Below are 19,538 nucleotides of genomic sequence, written 5' to 3' on the forward strand. Positions count from 1 at the left end.
TTAGGACTGATGTGTGGAGGTGCGATATCAAACTGATCTGTGAAGGGGCGGCAAACTCGTGATCGCGGCGCCCGAGTACGCAATCGCCAACTTCGCGGCCACGGCCGAACTCCGGGCGACGTCGGCTGAGCTGACTTTCAATCCGCCGCCAGCGTGGTACGACCTCGAGACCTCCGCCGCGCACGGTGCGATGGCAAGTCGCGTGTTATTACGCGCAGAGATGCCGCCAGCAATGTTCGTGTCGAACGTGGTTGTTCAGTACTTCACTCTCGGTGACATCGAACCGGTTCGCCTCTCGGTACTCGATACGTCGCTCGATATCACGGCTCTTCCGCATGCCACGGTCATCGGCCACACCGTCGACCGAGACGGATACTTCTGCACAGACGACGGCGTGTACACCGCACAGGACACTGAGTTGCGCGTTCGCCGCGCGCAACTGGCCTACCGGACCCCAACCGGGCAGTCGGCCCTGACAATTTTCACTGCCACGACTACCGTGTCGGCGGCGGAAACAGTCCAATCAGAGATCAGAGAAATGGAAGACCAGTGGCTGACGACGACAATAAATGGCGACAGCTGAGCACCTACTTCACCGGCAAACTGTCGATGTTCATCACCTACCCGATCCTGACCTTCTGCATCGGAATTCTGCTCGGTTACCTGGCGTCGTCTTGACATACCTCTCGTCCCTCGGCGGTTCGCCGGGGACGTATCGACTCGATGAAGTGGCTTTCATCGAGTTCGACCTGGATGCGATGCCATCGGCAGTATGGCGGCTCTTCCTGATTCAGAGTGCGTCGAGGTGTTGTGCGAGGCCGCCGGAGTGGATGAGTGACCGCAAGATGTAGTGGTTGAGGTTGCGGAAGCCCAACGCGATCCCGCGGAGGTGTTCCAGGCGGCCGTTGATCGCTTCGACGGGTCCGTTGGAGGCGCCGGTGTCGAAGTAGGCCAAGATCTCGGCACGCCGCGCCCATAATGATCGGCCGAGTTGGGCCAACTCTGCCAGCCCGGACGGAACGCCGGTATGAATCCGTTTGAGCAGCTTGTACATCGCGATCTTGCCGTCACGCTTGTTCTCCTGGCCGTAGGCGTTGATCAGCTCTTGGTAGATCGCGTAGGTGACCGAGACGGCCACGTGCTCCTCGTGAGCCTCCAACCCGCTACGTAGCCGGGCCTTCTGCTTGTCTGTCAGCAACGCGATCCGGGTCAGCAGTGGTCGGCGGATACCGTAGAGCGGATCACCCGTGCGGCCGCGGTGCCCACACGTATCGTGTTGCACGCGTTGACGACACACTGTGAGCTTCTCGGCGGCCAGATGGACCACGTGGAACGGGTCCATCACCGCCCGCGCCTTATCCAATGCCTCGGCGGTCGCGGTGCGATACCCGGTGAATCCGTCCATGGTGACCACCCGGATCCGGTCCCGAAAGGAGTCATCGCGGGCATCGAGCCAGTCCTTCAACGCCGCTTTGGACCGGCCGCCCACCATATCCAGCAAGCGCGCCGACCCGGTCCCATCCACAATCGGTGTGAGGTCGACCAGCACGGTCACGAAACTCGAATCACCATTGCCGCGAACATGTTTCCACTTGTGCTCATCAACACCGAGAACCCTGACACCGTCGAGTCGGCCAGGCGCCGAAGCCACCGTACGCGCCGCCTGCAACGCGAGGGCATTCACGGTGTTCCAGCCCAACCCGACCGACGCGGCGACCGCAGAGACGCTCATCTTGTCCAGAATCATCCGCCGAAGAATCCACGCGATCGTGCGGCGCGTCACCGCCGCGCGCGGCGCGACGATCGCCGAGATGTCGGCGCGAAAGATGCCCTGACCACACGCGCCGTTCTCGCAGGCGTAGCGCGGCACCCTCAGATGCAACCGGGTCGGATGGCCCACGATCGGTAGATCTGCCACCTCACGATCGACATGATCACGCAACCGACCCGCCCGCTCGCACCTCGGGCAGCTACTCTTCGGGGCCAAGACCTCGCAGAACAGGTGTGTGCGATCCTCGCCGTCGAGAGCGGCATCGGTGATCGTCACCCCGAGTTCGATCGTGCGGCAAATCGTGTCGGCAATGGCGCTACGCTGCAACGAGGGTCCTGTCGGTGTGAGTGATGAGGTGTAGGGGCTTTCATCTTCACACCACAGGACCCGCCCGCATCCCCGGCTCGCCGCCGCCGAACCCGACCTACATCTTGTGCCCGGTAGAACCCGTTCTACGCACCGTCAATCAGGAAGAGCCAGTATGGCCGCACGGACAGCGCTTCCAGCGGTTCTTGATCGACTCGCCGTAGTATCCGCGCCCCGAGTTCATACCGGCAGTTACCTGGGTTCAGAGCCACGACAGTCGGCTGAAAGAGATTGGCTGACAGATGAAAGAGCATCGAAGCAGTAGGCATCGAGATCCACATCCCCTGCGCCGCCGGCGACCTGCCTCAGACATCAGATCCGAAGCCATTGCTGGCGCCGGCGACTACCTGAAGATCTGCATGGAGTGTCTGCCTTCGTCAGCCACTCTGTTGCTCGGCTTCTTATGTGGCGTTTCGATATGAGGATGGGCGCGAAATGATCGACAATGATCAAACGAATCGGCCTCGCCACCTACCTATAGTCATATGTGGGTGGGATGGGACGTCTTCGCCGTTCGGCGAACTGGCCGGAAACGTCAAGGATTCGACTGCTGGCATATCGGTAGTGGCGGCCACTGCCGACGAGCACTGGGACGTAGTGCCGGATCGAGCCTAGGCAAGATGGTGAAGGATTGGTTTGACTAGTGCGCAATCGCGAATCGGGAAGACATCGGGACAACGGTCCCGCCAAACTCCGACAATCGTTGGCCGAGAGTTATTCCCACTCGTCTACTGTTGTGAAGACACATTTGATGAACAAACTTGTCGTCGCCCCTTCAGGGGTTACATTCTTCCTCGGTCTTCTTCTAGGGATCAACGCATGGGGTTAGACAGGAAAGATCACTGACCGAAGATGATTGCTGCGCTTGAGTACGCGCTCGTGAAGGTCGGACGTGTCGCGACACTCGTTGCTACGACTCCTGACTAGGATTTCCTCGGTCCACCCGCTTTGTACGACTTGGGCGGCCGAGGTCGCGCATGGCGCTAGCGCGAGCCGGTGCTCTGTCGATCCGAAGGGCCCCGCCCCCGTTCGCTGCAAACATCGCCCTTCAAACTTCAGATTCGGCACCGGCGACGCCATGCTGAGTCCGTGACCTACAGTCTGCAAGTCACCGCTCGGCGACCGCACTGATGCGTACCTCGCTCGCCTTGACCACGAGCACGACGTCGAGCCCGGCGACCAACCCCAGATCGGCAACAGCCGCCCAGGTGACCTCGGCGGACACGACCTGATCGCCGACGTCGGTGTTCACCACCGCATGATCACCGCGGGGCACCACGTCGCGGACGATGGCGCGCAGCGTCGTTCGCGGACTGCCGTGCGGCTCTTCGAGATACACGGCGACGGCACGAGGTGAGAACGTCGCCGCGGCCGGCGTTCCTGCACCTAGACCACCAACGGGCACGTCCTCCCCGACCGACCCGACCACCTGACTACCTGACTCCTCGACGACCGTCGAGTCCTCACCGATCTGCCCCATGAACAGATTCAACCCCGACAGCGATGCGGTGAACCTCGCCCCCGGGTTGGTCAGAACCTGTCTTGTAGAGCCGGATTCGACGACCCTCCCCTGTTCCAGCACGACGATGTCCTCCGCAAGCCCGAGGGCGTCGACCGGGTCATGGGTGACCATGATCGTGGTGCGGCCGTGATCGGCGAGCAGACCGCGCAACAGGGCCCGCAATCGACTCGCCACATCGACATCCAGCGCACGAAACGGCTCATCCAACAGCAGTACCCGTGGTTCGGCGGCCATCGCCCGAGCGATGGCGACCCGCTGTGCCTGACCACCGGACAGCTCGTCGGGCTTCCGGTCCGCCAACTCCTCGACCTCGACGGCCGCCAGCCACCGCGTCACCCTTTCCGCCACCTCGGCACGCGTCAACCGCTGCGCCGACGGCGCGAAAGCCACGTTCTCCGCAACCGTCAGATGAGGAAAGAGCCGCGCATCCTGCGATAGCAGCGCCACACCCCGACGATGCGGCGGCACGAACACCCGATCGTCACGAAACACCTCATCGCCCAGACTGATACGCGATCCCCGGTCCCCCGCATCAGCCCCGCGAAGCTCATCGCGACGGGCCATTCAACGACTGACCGGCAGACTTCAGCTCGACCGGCAGACTTCGATCGAGGTCTGTGTGTCGAGTTGAGGTTCGCCGGTCGCCTGTGGACAGAGATCCGAAGGCCGCGACCTCCCGAACTATGGTGGCGACCGCACATCTATCGTGGTTTGCGACATCAAAGGGGGGGATTTGTGTCGGACTTGGTTGTTGACCCATCAGCGCTCGACACCGCGGCGACGCACGTCTCGAACTGCGCGTCGCGACTGATGACGCTCGAGCTGTCCTCGTATGCGGGCCTGGAGGGGACGTCGTCGACGTTCGCCGAACTGGCCGGCACCTTCAAGGGTGCGACCGCTGACATGTCGGTAGTGGCGGCCACTGCCGACGAGCGCATCGCCACCTCCCTTGCCAACCCGTCCGGTGCAGTGGCTGCGTTCTCGGAACTGGTGGTCGACGCCAAGGAAACCACCGTCGCGACGGACGGTCACAGCGCCGGCCGCATCCGGGACGCAGTACCTTATCCCACTCGTCAAGGGGACCAGAAGAACCATGTCGTCCCGCTCAGTGTCCTGTTGTCGGTGCAGTAGAGACTCATGCCTCCGAGTTATGACGAAGTGGCCTCATGGGAGCCCGAGGTCATGGCACAGATAGCGTTCGGCATCGTTCGCCTGCAGGCCCATCTGGAGGTCGAGGCACCGAAGGCGGGCAATCCGGTCCTGAATCTGACGTCCGGGCAATGGCACGGGGAGGCGCGCGGCGCTGCCGACACCCGGGCCGAGGGCGTCACTCGATGGATCCGGAACACCGCCGACGAATACGGCGACCTCGCAGAGGTCCTGCAGACCGGCGCCGCCAACATTCGCAGCGCGATAACCGCATTGGAAAGCCGGACCGCACTCGCCGACAGCAGAGGCTACATCCTCGACCGCGGAAGCCGTGGGTACGCGATCAACTTCGATCCCGCCCGTGCGCCGGATGGTGCCGAGTACGACGCCCGCGAAGCGTTCGAGCACCAGTCCGCGCTGTCAGGCCTCGCCACTGCTGCTGATGACACGGTGACTGCGACGCGGGACGCGATCAGTCGTGCGCTCGGCGAGATCGGCGGCATCACACCCACTTCCGTTGGCAAGAACCGAGGAGCCGTCGACGCCGCGCTCGCAGAAAGCGATGCCAAAGCGGTACGCGATGGCACGGCCACGCCTGAACAACTCGGCCGATTCACACGAATGATGGATGTCACGCCGGAGCAGTTGGCCGAGTTGAAGAAAGGCAACCATGCCGGCATGGATCCCTCACGGGCCAGGTACATCTTGAACGCGATGGGTTATGGCGACATCGATCTGAAGAGTGCTGCCGCGACGGCGGCGTTCGGCGCGATTGAGCGCCGAGGCCAGGACATCGGGTGGGTCTTCGACCAAAAGCAGCGATACGCTGGGACACGTCATTCTCGCTCAGTGTCCGGATTGACCCCCGAAGAAGTGTCTCGGAATTACAAGCTAGGGCGAGCACTGTTCCGTGGTTCCCAGGTCCTCAGCGTTGCTGTCACCGGATGGGACGAGTTCAGCAAGTACCGAGACGGGGACCAAAGCCTCGGCGACGCCGTGGCAGTCACCGCAGGATCTGCGGCTGGGGGTGCGATCGGCGGCGCTGCCGCAGGGGCAGTCGTCGGAACGTTCTTCGGGCCAGTTGGGACCGCGATCGGGGCGGGCATCGGCGCTGCCATCGGCAGTATGGCCGGCGCTGACAGCGTTCAAGCAATTATGGATTGATAGGACGGGGAAACCAGATGAACAGACGTCGTACTGACAGGCCGAGGCACAGTTCGAACCGCCTTCCCCTCGACAACGGAGTCGCCGTAACCGATTGGCTGAAGAATGCCTTGGTTTGCGCTCCCACAGGGGTTGCATTCATCGCCGGGCTTTTCTTTGGCGATTTCCTCGCCTCGTAGGTGTCGAGAAGTGATCTCTGCGATCGAGTACGCAATCGTCAACTATGGCGCTACGGCCAAGCTGCACGCTGTGACAGCCGAACTCGAATTCATACCTTCAGTTTTCTGGTACGACATGGATCCAGAAGCCGCGCATCAGGCTTCCGCAAGTCGGGTACTACTCCGCGCCGAGGAGCCGACACCCCCTTTCGTCGCGAACGTCGTGCTCCAGTACTTCAGTTTCGGCGAGGTCCCGCCCATTCCCCTCGGAAGCCTTGACACGACACTGGACTTCACGCCTCTCGATGGCGCTGAGATACTTGGGCACCAAGTACTCGACGACGGGTACCGTTGTGTTGACGATGCGGAGTACACGTCTGGCGGAATCGATCTACGGGTCCGGCGGACTCAATTGTCTTACCAGATGGCTGACTTCGGATCTGCGCTGGCCATCTACACGGCAACGACGACTGTCGCAGCGTGGGGCGACGTAGAACGAGAAATCATCGAGATGGAAGAGCAATGGCAAACCAGAACGACCCGAATCAATTGAACGCAGAAGACAATCGGTGGACAAAGCCGAGTACCTACTTCACTGGCGTGGTCTCGATGTTGCTCACCTATCCAGCACTGGCCTTCCTTGCCGGCCTCATGTTGGCGTACTTCACCGCGTAGTCGGTAAGACCTCCTGTCAGCCCGCATCCGGCAGACGTCAACTCGACTTCCAGACTTCGATCGAAGTCGCGTAGTCGAGTTGAGGTTCGGCAGTCACCGCTCGGCAACCGCACTGATGCGTACCTCGCTCGCCTTGACCACGAGCACGACGTCGAGCCCGGCGACCAACCCCAGATCGGCAACAGCCGCCCAGGTGACCTCGGCGGACACGACCTGATCGCCGACGTCGGTGTTCACCACCGCATGATCACCGCGGGGCACCACGTCGCGGACGATGGCGCGCAGCGTTGTTCGCGGGCTACCGTGCGGCTCTTCGAGATACACGGCGACGGCACGAGGTGAGAACGTCGCCGCGGCCGGCGTTCCTGCACCTAGACCACCAACGGGCACGTCCTCCCCGACCGACCCGACCACCTGACTACCTGACTCCTCGACGACCGTCGAGTCCTCACCGATCTGCCCCATGAACAGATTCAGCCCCGACAGCGATGCGGTGAACCTCGCCCCCGGGTTGGTCAGAACCTGTCTTGTAGAGCCGGATTCGACGACCTCCCCCTGTTCCAGCACGACGATGTCCTCCGCAAGCCCGAGGGCGTCGACCGGGTCATGGGTGACCATGATCGTGGTGCGGCCGTGATCGGCGAGCAGACCGCGCAACAGGGCCCGCAATCGACTCGCCACATCGACATCCAGCGCACGAAACGGCTCATCCAACAGCAGTACCCGTGGTTCGGCGGCCATCGCCCGAGCGATGGCGACCCGCTGTGCCTGACCACCGGACAGCTCGTCGGGCTTCCGGTCCGCCAACTCCTCGACCTCGACGGCCGCCAGCCACCGCGTCACCCTCTCCGCCACCGCGGCACGCGTCAACCGCTGCGCCGACGGCGCGAAAGCCACGTTCTCCGCAACCGTCAGATGAGGAAAGAGCCGCGCATCCTGCGATAGCAGCGCCACACCCCGACGATGCGGCGGCACGAACACCCGATCGTCACGAAACACCTCATCGCCCAGACTGATACGCGATCCCCGGTCCCCCCGCAGTAGTCCCGCGATCACCCGCAGCATCGTCGACTTCCCCGCGCCATTCGGTCCGACGACGGCAGTCGTACGGCCTGCGGTGAATCGGTGTTCCACAGTCAGCGGGGGCACCGCCTGGTCGATGGACACCAACAGGTCCTCGCCACTCACAGAACACCTGCCCCGGTCCGGCGTCGTCGTCGGCTGTGCACACCCACCACGACCACCAGCGAGATCGCCACCAGGACAAGCGACAACGGGATCGCGGCCTGCGGGTCGTCGATCGCCGACACGTAGATCGCCAGCGGTGCCGTCTGGGTGACACCGGGAGCGTTGCCCGCGAAGGTGATCGTCGCCCCGAACTCGCCGAGCGCCCGCGCGAACGCCAGGACCACACCGGCGAGCAGCGACGGCGCCACCAGCGGCAGGGTGACCCTCCACAACGTGCGGGTCGGTCCGGCACCCAGAGTCGCCGCGACTTCCTCGTACCGCGTACCCACCACGCGCACAGCACCTTCGACGCTGATCACCAGGAACGGCAGCGCGACGAAGGTCTGCGCCAGCACGACGGCGGTCGTGGTGAACGCGATATCGATACCGGCGTCGTGCAGATGTTCTCCGACGATCCCGAGGCGCCCGAAGGTGTACAACAACGCGAGGCCCCCGACCACCGGGGGGAGCACGAGTGGGAGCAACACCAGTGAGCGCAGCACACGGACGAACGGGCCGTCGTGGCGCGCGAAGATCACCGCCATCGGCACTCCCATGATCAGACACAAGACGGTGCTGAGCGAGGCCGTGATCAGCGAGAGCCGCAGCGCGTCAACCGAAGACGGGGATGTCACCTGCTCGATGAAACCGCCCCACGGCGACCGGAGCAGCAAAGCCAGTGGCGGCACGACGATCAGCGCGACACCGAGTGCGGCGAAACTGTATGTCCACAGCGGCAATCCGGTGGGATCACGAGGGACGCGACCGGGACGGCGCATCGTCACGGCACCCCGAAACCGGCATCACGCAGTATCCGCCGACCGTCCTCGCCGAGCACCAGGTCCCGGAACTGCGAGGCCAGTTCGTGGTCATCGGCGTCGGCGATCACCGCGATCGGATAGTCGTTGACGACCGTCGCGAACGCCGGATCGTTCACGGTGGTCACCTGGTCACCGGCCGCACGGGCGTCGGTCACATACACGACCCCGGCGTCGGCCTGTCCGGTCGCCACCTTGGTGAGCACCGCGCTCACCGACTGCTCCTCCGACACCGCGTCGATCGTGATCCCCGTGCGGCGTACCACGGTGTCGGTGGCGGCGCCGCACGGTTGAGCCACCTGGCAGACGACGGTGGTGATGCCCGGCTTCGTCAGATCGGCCAAGGACCTGACGTTCTTCGGGTTCCCCGGAGCGGTGACGATCACCAGGGTGTTGGTGGCAAAGATCTCGGGATCGACGGCCAGTTCGCCGAGTTTCGACATGTTCCTCTGATCGGCACTCGCGAAGACGTCGGCGGGCGCGCCCTGCCGGATCTGATTGGCGAGCGTCGACGACCCGTCGAAGGACAGGCGGACGTCGACACCGTCGTGCTGTCTCTCGAACTCATCGGCGATCGCGGTGAAGGTCTTCGACAACGACGCCGCGGCGGAGACGTCGAGGACTCGCCCATCCGACCCGTTCGCCGAGCAACCCGCGACGAGCAGCATCCCGACCACCACGAGGGCGACCCCGCGCCTCGTCATCGATCGGCTCGGCTCGTCTCGACCATCACGTTGGTCGACTTCACGATCGCGGTCGCGACCGACCCCGGCTCCAGCGCCAACTCTCGCGCCGACTGCGCACTCATCAGCGAGGTCACCTCGAACGGCCCGCACTGCATCGTCACCTGCGCCATGACCCCGTCCACCTGAACCTCGGTGACCAGTCCGGTGAACCGATTGCGGGCAGAACGCACGACAGGCACCCCATCATCGGGCGCGACAGCACGCTCCCGCGCCAGCTCCGCGAGCCGGGCGCCGTCGACCGTCGCGACCGGGCCGTCGTCGGACTGTGCGAGCACCCCGGATGCGATCCACCTGCGGACGGTGTCGTCGCTGACGCCGAGCAGAGTCGCGGCATCCTTGATCCGTATCGCGGTCACGACGTTCACCCTAACCGCATCTGCGTGATAGCTCCGGCTACCCATCCGCAGATGCGGAACACCACCGCCTCTTGACTTCAAGTGAGCTTCAAGTCTTAGCGTTTACCTCACGCCGACCGTCGGAGTTCGGGCCGTCGGACCGATGAGTTCCGTGGGGGGCCACGGTCTGTCATGTCAAGGAACACCGCAGTTCCGCGACGGCCCCTGAGATGTCCCCCATCTACACCCGGAGACACCGGAAAATCGTTCGCCCTTGTCAGACCCCATCGATACCGTGGAGAGTTATGAGCTCAGTCACAGACCCCGCCGCCGCGCCCGGCGCCCTCGCGACGCCCGACGTCGCGATCGAGGCCATCGACCTGGTGAAACGCTTCGGCGATTTCACCGCGGTCGACGGCGTCAGCTTCACGGTCCCGCGCGGGTCCATACTCGGCCTGCTCGGTCCCAACGGCGCCGGCAAGACCACCACTGTCCGCATGATGACCACCCTGTCACCACCGACGAGCGGGACCGCCCGGATCGCCGGTTACGACGTCCTCGAACAGCCCGGCCTGGTCCGGCAGAACATGGGCCTCACCGGCCAGGCCGCGACCGTCGACGAGATCCTCACCGGTCGCGAGAACCTGCGCATGATCGGCGGCCTCTACGGCATCGGTCGCAAGACCCTGACCCGTCGCTCCGATGAACTCCTGGAGCAGTTCTCCCTCACCGAGGCCGGCAACAAACCGGTCAAGTCGTACTCCGGAGGTATGCGCCGCCGACTCGACCTCGCCGTCAGCCTCCTGGCCGCCCCGCCCGTGCTGTTCCTCGACGAGCCGACCACCGGCCTCGACCCGCGGAGCCGCTCGGAACTGTGGGATGTCCTGCGTGACCTGGTCGCCGACGGGACCACGCTCCTGCTGACGACCCAGTACCTCGAAGAGGCCGACCAGCTCGCCGACGACATCGTCGTCATCGACAAGGGCCGGATCATCGCCCACGGCACGCCGCTGCAGCTCAAGGAACAGGCCGGTTCGGCCAGCCTCGTGCTGACCGTGTCCCGGGGCGAGGATCTCCCGGCGGCCGAGGCGCTGCTGCGCAAGAACGGTGCCGAGGTCTTCGTCGACGTTCCCGCTCGTCGGCTCACCACCGCCTCCGGCGGCCTCGGAGACCTCCCCCGCGTCGCCGCCTGGTTCGACGAAAGCGGTATCGCCGTCGACGATTTCGGACTCGCGCGCCCGAGCCTCGACGACGTCTTCCTGTCCCTGACCGGCCACCGCGCCGAGGACACCACCAACACCACCGACGAGGAGATCGCCTGATGACCACCACTGCTGAGAAAGACGCGGTGGTCGCGAACACATCGCGCATCCATCCGACCACCCTCTGGCAACAGTCCTGGATCATGGTCAAACGCAACATGATCCACACCAGACGTATGCCGGAGATGCTTTCCGACGTCACGATCCAGCCGATCATGTTCGTCGTGTTGTTCGCGTACGTGTTCGGTGCGTCGATCCAGACCGACAGCGCTTCCTACAAGGAATTCCTGCTGCCGGGCATCATGGGCCAGACCATCGTGTTCACCGCGTTCATCGTGGCGTCGGGAATCACGGCCGATCTCGAGAAGGGCATCATCGACCGGTTCCGGTCGCTACCCATCCGGCGATCGTCGGTGCTGATCGGCCGGAGCATCGCGAGTGTCATGCACAGTTCCATCGGCATCGTGGTGATGTCGTTGACCGGTCTCGCGATCGGCTGGCGCGTCCGCGGGTCGTTCGTCGACGCCGTTCTCGCGTACTGCCTGCTACTCCTGTTCGGCTTCGCGATGATCTGGTTCGGCATTCTCATCGGGTCATGGCTGCGAACCGTGGAAGCGGTGAACGGCTTCATGTTCTCGACGCTGTTCCCGATCACCTTCCTGTCGAACGCCTTCGTCCCGACCGACCCGATGCCCACCTGGCTGCGGACGATCGCCGAATGGAATCCGATGTCATCGCTCGTCCAGGCGTTGCGTGTGCTGTGGGGCAACGGTCCGGAGTTCGGTCCGGGTTCGGCGCTGCCGCTACAGCATCCGGTGATCTCGACCATCATCTGGGCGGTCGCGCTGACCCTGGTCTTCGCACCGTTCGCCCTACGCGCCTACAACAAGCGGACCATCGACTGAGCCGCTAGGACATCGAGGGGACTACAGCGGCCCGTTCAGGCAGTCAGAGTGATCGCCTGCAGCGGGTCGCTGTAGATCGCGTCCAGGGAGACCGCGCCGGCCGCCTGCTGCTGCACCGTGGCTCCCGAATGCGACACTCGCACATCACGCTTGGCGACGATCGAGGTCTCCCGAACCGCGCGTGCCACCGTCGGAAGGCTGGTCGGGTAGTCGGTGAACGCCTGACCGCCGAGGATGATGTGGTCCGGGTTGAAGATGTCGGCGATCAGACCGACCGTGCGGCCCAGCACCTCGGCGCGCTCTTCGAAGAGGGCGCGCGTGGTCGCGTCACCCGCACGGGCCAGGCCGTGCAGACCTTCGACGTCGGTCACCGAAAGACCCAGCGCCCGAGCGGCTTCGACGATCCCGGTGTCGCTCACCGCGGGCTCGAGTCGACCCGTGCGGTGCGGATCGAGCAGCGTGGTGGCGCCGGTCGGGAAGTGTCCGATGACCGGAGGTCCCGCGGTCGGGGTGTGGACGGTGCCGCCGACGCTGAAGGCGATGCCCAGCATCTCGCGGGCGTAGAAGTACAGGAAGCTCGACTGCTCGTCGACGGGGTTGAGGACCAGCTCGGCGGCTGCCATCGCCTCGACGTGCGAGGCGACGGACACCGGCAGGCCCACGGCCTCGGCGATCACCCGGCCGACGGGCGCACCTTCCCATCCGAGACGGGGGTGATCGACGATGCCGCCCTCGGCGACACGCCCACCGAGCGCCACGCCGACCCAGAGCACACGCTTCCCGGTCCACCGCTCGGCGAAGCGACGAGCGCTCACGCCGATCGCGGCGAGGGTCTCCTCGGGGGTGTCGGCCTCCGGTGTCGGGATCTGGATGGCACCGACCACGCGGTGGAGCAGATCGTGGGTGGTGATCGAGGTGACCTTGTATCCGATGTGGATACCGAGGGTGAGGAACTCGGCGAGGTTGACCTCGAAGGGCAGACGCGGACGACCGATGGCTCCCGACGGGGCCAGGTCGGCGCGTTCGCGGATCAGACCAGCCTTCAGCAGAGCGCTGACCTGGCGGTTGACCGTCGAGATACTCAGACCGGTGCGCTCGGCGGCATCATCGCGGAAGAGGGGGCCGGCCAAGCGAGCGGCCCGGAGGACGAGCGCGGCCGGCTTGTTCGAGAGCTCGAGGCGCGGCGTCGAGACGTGCACCCGCTGATCCCCCTTCTTCACGCCGCGTCGGTCCGCGGTCGATCCCGGGAGCCGGGGCGACGGCACCGACGAAGGTACGGATGACAACGGTACGGGTTGCCGGTTGACCTGCGGTCCGCGGCGCACCGGCCGCGATGCAGGTCGCCGGGTCAGCGGAGTGGGCGCGGTACGCAGGGTACGGCCGGAGATCTCAGGAAGAATTGCAGTCATGATCGTCCTCGTCGAAAACCCCGCGCTCAGAGGGCGGGGCAGGGTGGCTGAAGTGCTCGGAAAAGAGACTTGGAGCGACACCCCGGACGAGGCGTCGGCTCAGCGCATTCGACGACAACAACAGAGAACGCGAGCGAGCGGCAGACGGCAGCCCAGAGCGGTGGTCACATAGGTGACCTCCGACAGGTTGCGGTCGACACTCGTCATGTCGATCAAGTTAGCAACGCCGACGCCGCGGCGGCAAGCCCGTTCCTCCAGGTGACGGAGTTTTCGATACCCACGCGACTACGCGTTCACCGGCGAGTTCAGGCCCGTCCGCGACGTCGTACCCGGGTTGCACCCTCTGTGGTTCCACACCGACACCCTGCGGCTACCCGACCTGCGGCCCATCGCCGAGCGGACCGAGGTCGGTTGTTCCACCGAGTCGAGTGTGTCGGTGATCGACGGTAAATTGTGAGCATGACCACAACCGCGGGCGAGTCCGTCTCCGACGCCGAGTTCCTCGAGATCGCCGAACCGTTCCGTCGCGAGATCATCGCCCACTGCTACCGCATGATGGGCTCCCACCACGACGCGGAGGACCTCGCCCAGGAGACCTTCCTGCGCGCATGGCGCGGCTATGCCAAGTTCGACCACCGTTCCTCGGCGCGGACCTGGCTGCACAAGATCGCGACCAACACCTGCCTCACCGCGCTGCAGAGTTCTCAGCGTCGCCCACTTCCGTCCGGGCTCGGGGGCGACGCCTTCGATCCCACCGACGACCTGCTCCAGAACCATGAGGTGCCATGGCTGGAGCCGTACGCCGGCACCGTCGACGAGATCACCCCCGGTGACGCCGCCGACCCCGCCTTCGTCGTCGGCGCACGGGAATCGGTCCGGCTGGCGTTCATCGCCGCCCTCCAGCACATACCGGAACGACAACGCGCGGTGCTGATCCTGCGTGACGTGCTGCAGTGGCGGGCGGCCGAGGTCGCCGACACCATCGGCGTCACCACCGCGACCGTCAACAGTCTCCTGCAGCGCGCCCGCGAGCAGCTCAAGACCGCACGACCCCAGGCGGAGTCGGCGAGTGCGGACTCGTCGGTCCTCGACGACGACGCCAAACGGGAGCTGCTCGCCCGGTACGTGTCGGCCTTCGAGCGCTACGACGTCGATGCGATCGCCGAGATGTTCACCGACAAGGCCATCTGGGAGATGCCGCCATTCACCGGTTGGTACCAGGGCCCGGAGGCCATCGGAACCCTCATCCGCAAGAACTGCCCCGCGGAGAAGGCCGGCGACCAGATCCTGCTGCCCACGGTCGCCAACGGACAGCCCGCGTTCGGTCTGTACATGCGCGAACCCGACGGCGTCCATCGGCCGTTCCAGCTCCAGGTCCTCGACATCGATGCGCAGGCGAAGAAGGTCGGTTACGTGGTGGCGTTCTTCAGCGACACCATGGAAGAGGATTTCGCCAGGTTCGGGCTACCCGCCACTCCGTACGACGCACCCGCACGAACTGCGCCGAGCCCCTGGCACTGACGTCGACGCCGGTCAATCCTCGGAGTTCTGCGGCAGTTGAGAGGGGTCCATCCAGACCACCTCCCAGGCGTGACCGTCCGGATCGCAGAAGCTGTGGCAGTACATGAACCCGAAGTCCTCGGGTTCACGAAGCGGTGTGCCCCCGGCGGTCAGTGCCGTGCCGACGAGGCGGTCGGCGTGCTCTCGACTGTCGGCGGAGAACGAGACGAGAGCCTCTCGCCCCCGCGCGGGGTCGGCGATGCTCATGGCCGCGAACCCTTCGAAGCGTCGGCGCTGCATCAGGATCACCATCGCGGTGTCGTTGATCGGCATGCACACCGTGGCCGGATCGCAGAACATCTCGTCGAACCGGAAGCCCAGCGCGCCGAAGAACCGTCGTGACCGCGCGACGTCGGCGACCGGCAGATTGACGAAGAGCATCGGTGCCACAGGCGGCCTCCAGTCGAGATCGGGTCTCTCGGCCCCACCGCCCGAGCGCGTGCGAATCGCCGGCCGGGAGGGGGCCTCACCCAATACAGACCAGCCCCCGCAAACGAATTCATCGCCATCGAATAATGTTCACTCATGGGCGTCATCTATCTTGTGCGGCACGGTCAGGCTAATGCGTTGGCGTACGGCGTATCCGACGCCACCGACGACCTCCGGAACGGACCCGGCGGACTCACCGCCACCGGCGATACCCAGGCCGCGCTCTCCGGGTCGTTCCTTGCCGGCCAGGTGGAGCGGTTCACCGCAGCAGTCAGCGGCGACCTCGTTCGGCAGAGCCAGACACTGAACGGCGTGCTCGGTAGGTTCGAATCCCGCCCCGACGCCAACGTCGACGCGGGTTGGAACGAGTACTCGCTGCCCGCACTGGTGGGGCACGCCTCGCCCGAGATGTACCACGACAACCGTGCCTACCAGCAGCAGCTCGACAAGGGTTTGGCGGGATGGATCGCCGCCGGCGATCACGAGCCGGATCCGGGTCCCGACGGCGGTCCCGCCGAGAGTTACCCCCAGTTCAAGGCACGCGTGCACGACGCCGCGGCGCGGGCAGCCGAGGTGGCGGGTTCCGGCCAGACCGTTCTCGTGGTGTCCTCCGCGGGGACCATCACCCAGTGGATCGCCCAGTTGTGGGGAATCCCCGACGAGAACTGGCCGGCGATGGCGCGCACCATGGTCAATGCGTCGATCACCAAGCTCATCGTGGGCCGCCAGGGCGTCTCCGTCGTGTCGTTCAACGAACACGGACACCTCTCCGACCGCGAGGGCGGGGTCTCGACCGTGCGCTGAGGCCTACGGCCGCGCAACAGTAGACGAACGCAAGCGAGGAGCCGCGTCGAACCACCCCCGTCGCAGGGAGATTCGACGCGGCTCCTCGCCTGTGTTGAAGCTCGTTACGCCCGATGCAGATTCGTGCCCGGACGCGTGAGCACCACGTTCGGGAGCACCGCGTACCGCGACAGCTGCGTGATCGAGTGTGCGACAACAGCAACGTCTGCGGCCGTGATCATCTCGTCGGCCGGGATGCGGTCCTTGAGCCAGTCGGTCATGTCGGTGTTGACGTAGCCCGGCGCGATCGTCGTCGCGCTGACGCCGTTCTCCGACTCCTCGAGGTTGAACGTCTCGCACAGTGAGATCAGCGCAGCCTTGGTCGCACCATAGGCGGAGAGTTCGGGCTCCGGGTAGACACCGGTGATCGATGCCACCGCGATGACTTTCGCAGCACCTGAAGTTTCCGCGGTTGCCCGCAGCGTCGGGAGTGCCGCCTGCAGCAGGATGTACGGTGCCCGCACGTTGACCTCGTAGAGACGGTCGAAACGCTTGACCGGCATCTCCGCCACCGCGCCCTTGGACCCCATGCCCGCGTTGATGATCAACGCGTCGCAGCGCCCGAAGGCGTCGGCGTGCGCGGCACCGAGCGCGGTGATCGCGTCGGTGTCGGTCATGTCGGCCGGGACGACCTCGACCCGACCTGCGCCGTGCTCGCGGAGCTCGGCCGCCTTCTTCTCCAACGTTTCCCGACCTCGGGCACTGATCGTCAGGTCCCAGCCGTCGGCCGCGAACTTCTCGGCGATGGCCGCCCCGATTCCCCGGGATGCGCCGGTGACCAACGCGGCCCGGGTGTTCGACACTTCACTCATGCACTTGTCCCCGTATCTCTGTCTGCCCGGAATCGAGCTCAGCTGATGTGACGCAGACCGTCTGCGATGAAGGCTGCGGTGGCCTCGCCCGCACGCTCGGCACCGTCGCCCGCCGACGCACCCGAGAGCGCGCGGTAGGTGATGCCCTCGGCGATCACACCGAGTTTCAGATTGGCGAGCCCGAGGTAGAAGTCCCAGTCACCGAGGTCGGAACCGGTTGCGGTGGCGTACTTCTGCGCGATCTCGTCCACGGAGGCATAGCGATCGCTGGTCCACGCCGCGGAGAAGCCGAGCACCTGGTCGAAGGCCCCGGTCCGGTAGACACACATCAGCGCCACGTCGGTGAGCGGGTCACCGAGGGTGGACATCTCCCAGTCCACGACGGCGGCGATGCGCGCCGGATCGTTCGCGTCGACGATGGTGTTGTCGACGCGGAAGTCGCCGTGCACCACCGATTCCCGCGCCTGCTCCGGCACCCGCGCCGACAGCGCTTCGACGAGTCGCTCGACATCGGGCAACTCGCGCGTCTTCACGTGACCCCATTGCCGGGCCCACAGCTTCACCTGTCGGGCAGCGAATCCGGCCGGACGACCGAACTCACCGAGGCCGACCGCCTGGTAATCGACGGCATGGAGGTCGGCGAGAGTCCGGACGAGTCCGTCGAGGTTGGCGGCCACGTCGTCATCGGAGTAGGCGGCGAGATCCTCCGCGGTGCGCACCACACGTCCGTCGACGAACTCGACGACGGTGCAGGGCGCCCCGACGATCGAACCGTCGGCGTCGAAGGCGACGGTGCGTGCGACCGGCACCGAGGTCGACTGCAGCGCACTGGTGACCGCCCACTCGCGGTTCATGTCATGGGCAGACGGGGTGAGGCCACCGGTCGGCGGACGACGCGCGACCCATCTGGTCTGGCCGTCGGTGACGGTGTAGGTCAGGTTCGACTTGCCGCCGCTGATGAGGTCGATCGAGAGGTCACCGGCGAGTTCGACGCCGTTGTCGGCGAGGAGCCGACGGAGCTTGTCGGCCTCGAGAGCTGATTCGACACCGGTCATTTCGCACCCGCCGCAGCCTGTGCCTTCTTCGCGCGGCCGACAGCGCGGCGAGCGATGGCCCACCGATGGACCTCGGACGGGCCGTCGTAGACGCGGAACGGGCGGAGTTCCTGCGACAGTCGCGCGATCGGCAGGTCGGCGGAGACACCGAGTCCGCCGCACATCTGGATGCTGCGATCGGCGATCCGCGAATACGCCTCACCGGCAAAAGTCTTGGCGATCGACGTCTCGTCGGAGGCGTGGTTGCCCAGGTCCAGTTCGTGACATGCCTTGAGCAGCAACGCCCGCGAGGCGGCCAGGTCGATCTCGTTGTCGGCGATCATCTGCTGGATCATGCCGAGGTCACCGAGTCGGCCACCGAATCCCTCACGGCGCGAGACGTAGTCGACGGCGACGTCGTGACAGCGCTTGGCGGCGCCGAGCCAGCGCATGACGTGGGTCATGCGGGCCGGGCCGAGGCGGACCTGCGCGTAGCGGTAGCCCTCGTCGACCTCGCCCAGGATGTCCTCGTCGGGGACGAAGACGTCGTCGAACGTGACCTCGCAGTGTCCGCCGATCATCGCCTTGTCGATGGTGTTGATGTGACGGCCGACGGTGATTCCCGCGGTGCCGGCCGGAGCCAGGAACATCGTGGCGCCGCCGCGATCACCCGGCGACCCCGCGGTGCGGGCCATGATGATGAAGAAGCCCGCACCCTCGGCACCGGTGATGAAGTGCTTCTCGCCGTTGATCTTCCAGCCGCCGTCGACGCGGACCGCCTGCGTGCGCAGCGCATTGGGGTCCGAGCCCGCGCCCGGTGCCGGTTCGGTCATCGCGAAGGCCGAACGAACCTCACCCGTGGCGAGCGGGGCCAGGTACTTGTGGCGCTGTTCCTCGCTGGCGATGCGCTCGAGCATGTGGATGTTGCCCTCGTCGGGTGCACCGATGTGCAGCGCGACGGGGCCGAAGGTGGAGTAGCCGGCTGCCTCGAAAACCGGTGCGCGATCGGCCATGTCGAGTCCGTGTCCGCCGAACTCGACCGGTGCGTGCGGCGCGAAGATGCCCTCCGCCTTGGCCTTTGCGTTCATCTCGCGACGGAGGTCGTCGCCGCCGGCCGCGGTGATGTCGCCACCGTTCGCGTCCTCGAGCGGCAACACGTAGTCGCGGACGAAGCGTTCGGTCTTCTCGACCAGCTCGACCACCGCGGGATCGTGGCGCAGGTCTATGGGCATCGTGACTCCTTTGGCTGGACCGACGGGAAACTCACCCCGACGCCGACCGAGCGATCGTTCGGCCGTCCATACCTTGCCAGGCGATGCGATCCCGGTCAAGGCTGACCGGGTGAAATCCGTG

19 protein-coding genes and 1 pseudogene are annotated in these 19,538 nt (G+C 65.4%); 9 read left to right on the forward strand and 11 right to left on the reverse strand.

Annotated elements, in window-relative coordinates; translation table 11 throughout:
• The first annotated feature begins 58 nt into the window (after window positions 1–58).
• Window positions 59–583 carry a hypothetical protein gene (locus GKZ92_RS21310; RefSeq protein ID WP_006357055.1) on the forward strand — a complete coding sequence of 175 codons (525 nt, stop codon included), beginning with the start codon at window positions 59–61 and terminating at the stop codon, window positions 581–583.
• Entirely contained in the window at window positions 550–678 is a 129-nt protein-coding gene (locus tag GKZ92_RS23895) for a hypothetical protein (RefSeq protein WP_268902888.1), read from the forward strand. The genes GKZ92_RS21310 and GKZ92_RS23895 overlap by 34 nt, the downstream gene beginning before the upstream one ends.
• Window positions 679–790: 112 nt before the next feature.
• Here GKZ92_RS23895 and GKZ92_RS21315 read toward each other — a convergent pair whose 3' ends face one another.
• Together GKZ92_RS21315 and GKZ92_RS21320 are read right to left on the reverse strand one after the other, a co-directional pair.
• Entirely contained in the window at window positions 791–2,098 is a 1,308-nt protein-coding gene (locus GKZ92_RS21315) for an ISL3 family transposase (protein WP_006358292.1), read from the reverse strand.
• A 1,147-nt stretch (window positions 2,099–3,245) separates the two neighbouring features.
• Window positions 3,246–4,187, reverse strand: a pseudogene (locus GKZ92_RS21320) (sulfate/molybdate ABC transporter ATP-binding protein); the annotation flags it as partial.
• 282 nt (window positions 4,188–4,469) lie between these two features.
• On the opposite strand from GKZ92_RS21320, the gene GKZ92_RS21325 reads away from it, so the two are divergent.
• The 3 genes from GKZ92_RS21325 (at window position 4,470) to GKZ92_RS21335 (ending at window position 6,683) form a co-directional block, all read left to right on the forward strand.
• Window positions 4,470–4,790: a hypothetical protein gene (locus GKZ92_RS21325; RefSeq protein WP_230461857.1), complete on the forward strand. Its 321-nt coding sequence runs from the start codon at window positions 4,470–4,472 to the stop codon at window positions 4,788–4,790.
• A 51-nt stretch (window positions 4,791–4,841) separates the two neighbouring features.
• Window positions 4,842–5,972, forward strand: a complete 1,131-nt coding sequence (locus GKZ92_RS21330; protein ID WP_230461858.1) for a hypothetical protein — start codon at window positions 4,842–4,844, stop codon at window positions 5,970–5,972.
• Window positions 5,973–6,161: 189 nt separating this feature from the next.
• The gene (locus GKZ92_RS21335; protein ID WP_006357959.1) at window positions 6,162–6,683 is read left to right on the forward strand and encodes a hypothetical protein; all 522 of its coding nucleotides are present in this window, start codon (window positions 6,162–6,164) and stop codon (window positions 6,681–6,683) included.
• A 215-nt stretch (window positions 6,684–6,898) separates the two neighbouring features.
• Here the strand turns inward: GKZ92_RS21335 and GKZ92_RS21340 are convergent, their stop codons facing one another.
• The 4 genes from GKZ92_RS21340 to GKZ92_RS21355 are packed head-to-tail and all read right to left on the reverse strand — an operon-like array spanning window position 6,899 to window position 9,952.
• Window positions 6,899–7,993 (reverse strand): sulfate/molybdate ABC transporter ATP-binding protein, encoded by a 1,095-nt coding sequence (locus tag GKZ92_RS21340; RefSeq protein WP_006357960.1) that lies wholly within the window; start codon window positions 7,991–7,993, stop codon window positions 6,899–6,901.
• Window positions 7,990–8,811 carry an ABC transporter permease gene (locus GKZ92_RS21345; RefSeq protein WP_085948631.1) on the reverse strand — a complete coding sequence of 274 codons (822 nt, stop codon included), beginning with the start codon at window positions 8,809–8,811 and terminating at the stop codon, window positions 7,990–7,992. Before GKZ92_RS21345 ends, GKZ92_RS21340 begins: the two co-directional genes overlap by 4 nt.
• 2 nt (window positions 8,812–8,813) lie before the next feature.
• Window positions 8,814–9,554, reverse strand: coding sequence for a molybdate ABC transporter substrate-binding protein (gene modA / locus GKZ92_RS21350; protein ID WP_035753721.1), 741 nt, complete (start codon window positions 9,552–9,554; stop codon window positions 8,814–8,816).
• Window positions 9,551–9,952, reverse strand: coding sequence for a TOBE domain-containing protein (locus GKZ92_RS21355; protein WP_006357963.1), 402 nt, complete (start codon window positions 9,950–9,952; stop codon window positions 9,551–9,553). The genes modA and GKZ92_RS21355 overlap by 4 nt, the downstream gene beginning before the upstream one ends.
• A 284-nt stretch (window positions 9,953–10,236) precedes the next feature.
• Here GKZ92_RS21355 and GKZ92_RS21360 point away from each other — a divergent pair, with 284 nt between their 5' ends.
• Both GKZ92_RS21360 and GKZ92_RS21365 read left to right on the forward strand, forming a co-directional pair.
• A complete protein-coding gene (locus tag GKZ92_RS21360; RefSeq protein ID WP_035753720.1) occupies window positions 10,237–11,253 on the forward strand; it encodes a daunorubicin resistance protein DrrA family ABC transporter ATP-binding protein in 1,017 nt (338 codons plus the stop codon).
• Window positions 11,253–12,098 (forward strand): ABC transporter permease, encoded by an 846-nt coding sequence (locus GKZ92_RS21365; protein ID WP_035753719.1) that lies wholly within the window; start codon window positions 11,253–11,255, stop codon window positions 12,096–12,098. The genes GKZ92_RS21360 and GKZ92_RS21365 overlap by 1 nt, the downstream gene beginning before the upstream one ends.
• 35 nt (window positions 12,099–12,133) lie before the next feature.
• Here the strand turns inward: GKZ92_RS21365 and GKZ92_RS21370 are convergent, their stop codons facing one another.
• Complete coding sequence (locus tag GKZ92_RS21370; protein WP_006357966.1) at window positions 12,134–13,297, reverse strand: ROK family transcriptional regulator; 1,164 nt, start codon at window positions 13,295–13,297, stop codon at window positions 12,134–12,136.
• 669 nt (window positions 13,298–13,966) lie between these two features.
• On the opposite strand from GKZ92_RS21370, the gene GKZ92_RS21375 reads away from it, so the two are divergent.
• Complete coding sequence (locus tag GKZ92_RS21375) at window positions 13,967–15,028, forward strand: sigma-70 family RNA polymerase sigma factor (protein WP_155225630.1); 1,062 nt, start codon at window positions 13,967–13,969, stop codon at window positions 15,026–15,028.
• 12 nt (window positions 15,029–15,040) lie between these two features.
• Here the strand turns inward: GKZ92_RS21375 and GKZ92_RS21380 are convergent, their stop codons facing one another.
• The gene (locus GKZ92_RS21380) at window positions 15,041–15,457 is read right to left on the reverse strand and encodes a VOC family protein (protein ID WP_006357968.1); all 417 of its coding nucleotides are present in this window, start codon (window positions 15,455–15,457) and stop codon (window positions 15,041–15,043) included.
• A gap of 135 nt (window positions 15,458–15,592) precedes the next feature.
• On the opposite strand from GKZ92_RS21380, the gene GKZ92_RS21385 reads away from it, so the two are divergent.
• Complete coding sequence (locus GKZ92_RS21385; RefSeq protein WP_006357969.1) at window positions 15,593–16,300, forward strand: histidine phosphatase family protein; 708 nt, start codon at window positions 15,593–15,595, stop codon at window positions 16,298–16,300.
• A gap of 104 nt (window positions 16,301–16,404) precedes the next feature.
• Here the strand turns inward: GKZ92_RS21385 and GKZ92_RS21390 are convergent, their stop codons facing one another.
• The 3 genes from GKZ92_RS21390 to GKZ92_RS21400 are packed head-to-tail and all read right to left on the reverse strand — an operon-like array spanning window position 16,405 to window position 19,417.
• Window positions 16,405–17,151: an SDR family NAD(P)-dependent oxidoreductase gene (locus tag GKZ92_RS21390; RefSeq protein ID WP_006357970.1), complete on the reverse strand. Its 747-nt coding sequence runs from the start codon at window positions 17,149–17,151 to the stop codon at window positions 16,405–16,407.
• A 38-nt stretch (window positions 17,152–17,189) separates the two neighbouring features.
• Window positions 17,190–18,206: a phosphotransferase family protein gene (locus tag GKZ92_RS21395; RefSeq protein ID WP_006357971.1), complete on the reverse strand. Its 1,017-nt coding sequence runs from the start codon at window positions 18,204–18,206 to the stop codon at window positions 17,190–17,192.
• Complete coding sequence (locus tag GKZ92_RS21400; RefSeq protein ID WP_006357972.1) at window positions 18,203–19,417, reverse strand: acyl-CoA dehydrogenase family protein; 1,215 nt, start codon at window positions 19,415–19,417, stop codon at window positions 18,203–18,205. Before GKZ92_RS21400 ends, GKZ92_RS21395 begins: the two co-directional genes overlap by 4 nt.
• Window positions 19,418–19,538 lie beyond the last annotated feature (121 nt).

The organism is Gordonia sp. 135, assembly GCF_009720185.1.
GTDB lineage: Bacteria > Actinomycetota > Actinomycetes > Mycobacteriales > Mycobacteriaceae > Gordonia > Gordonia alkanivorans.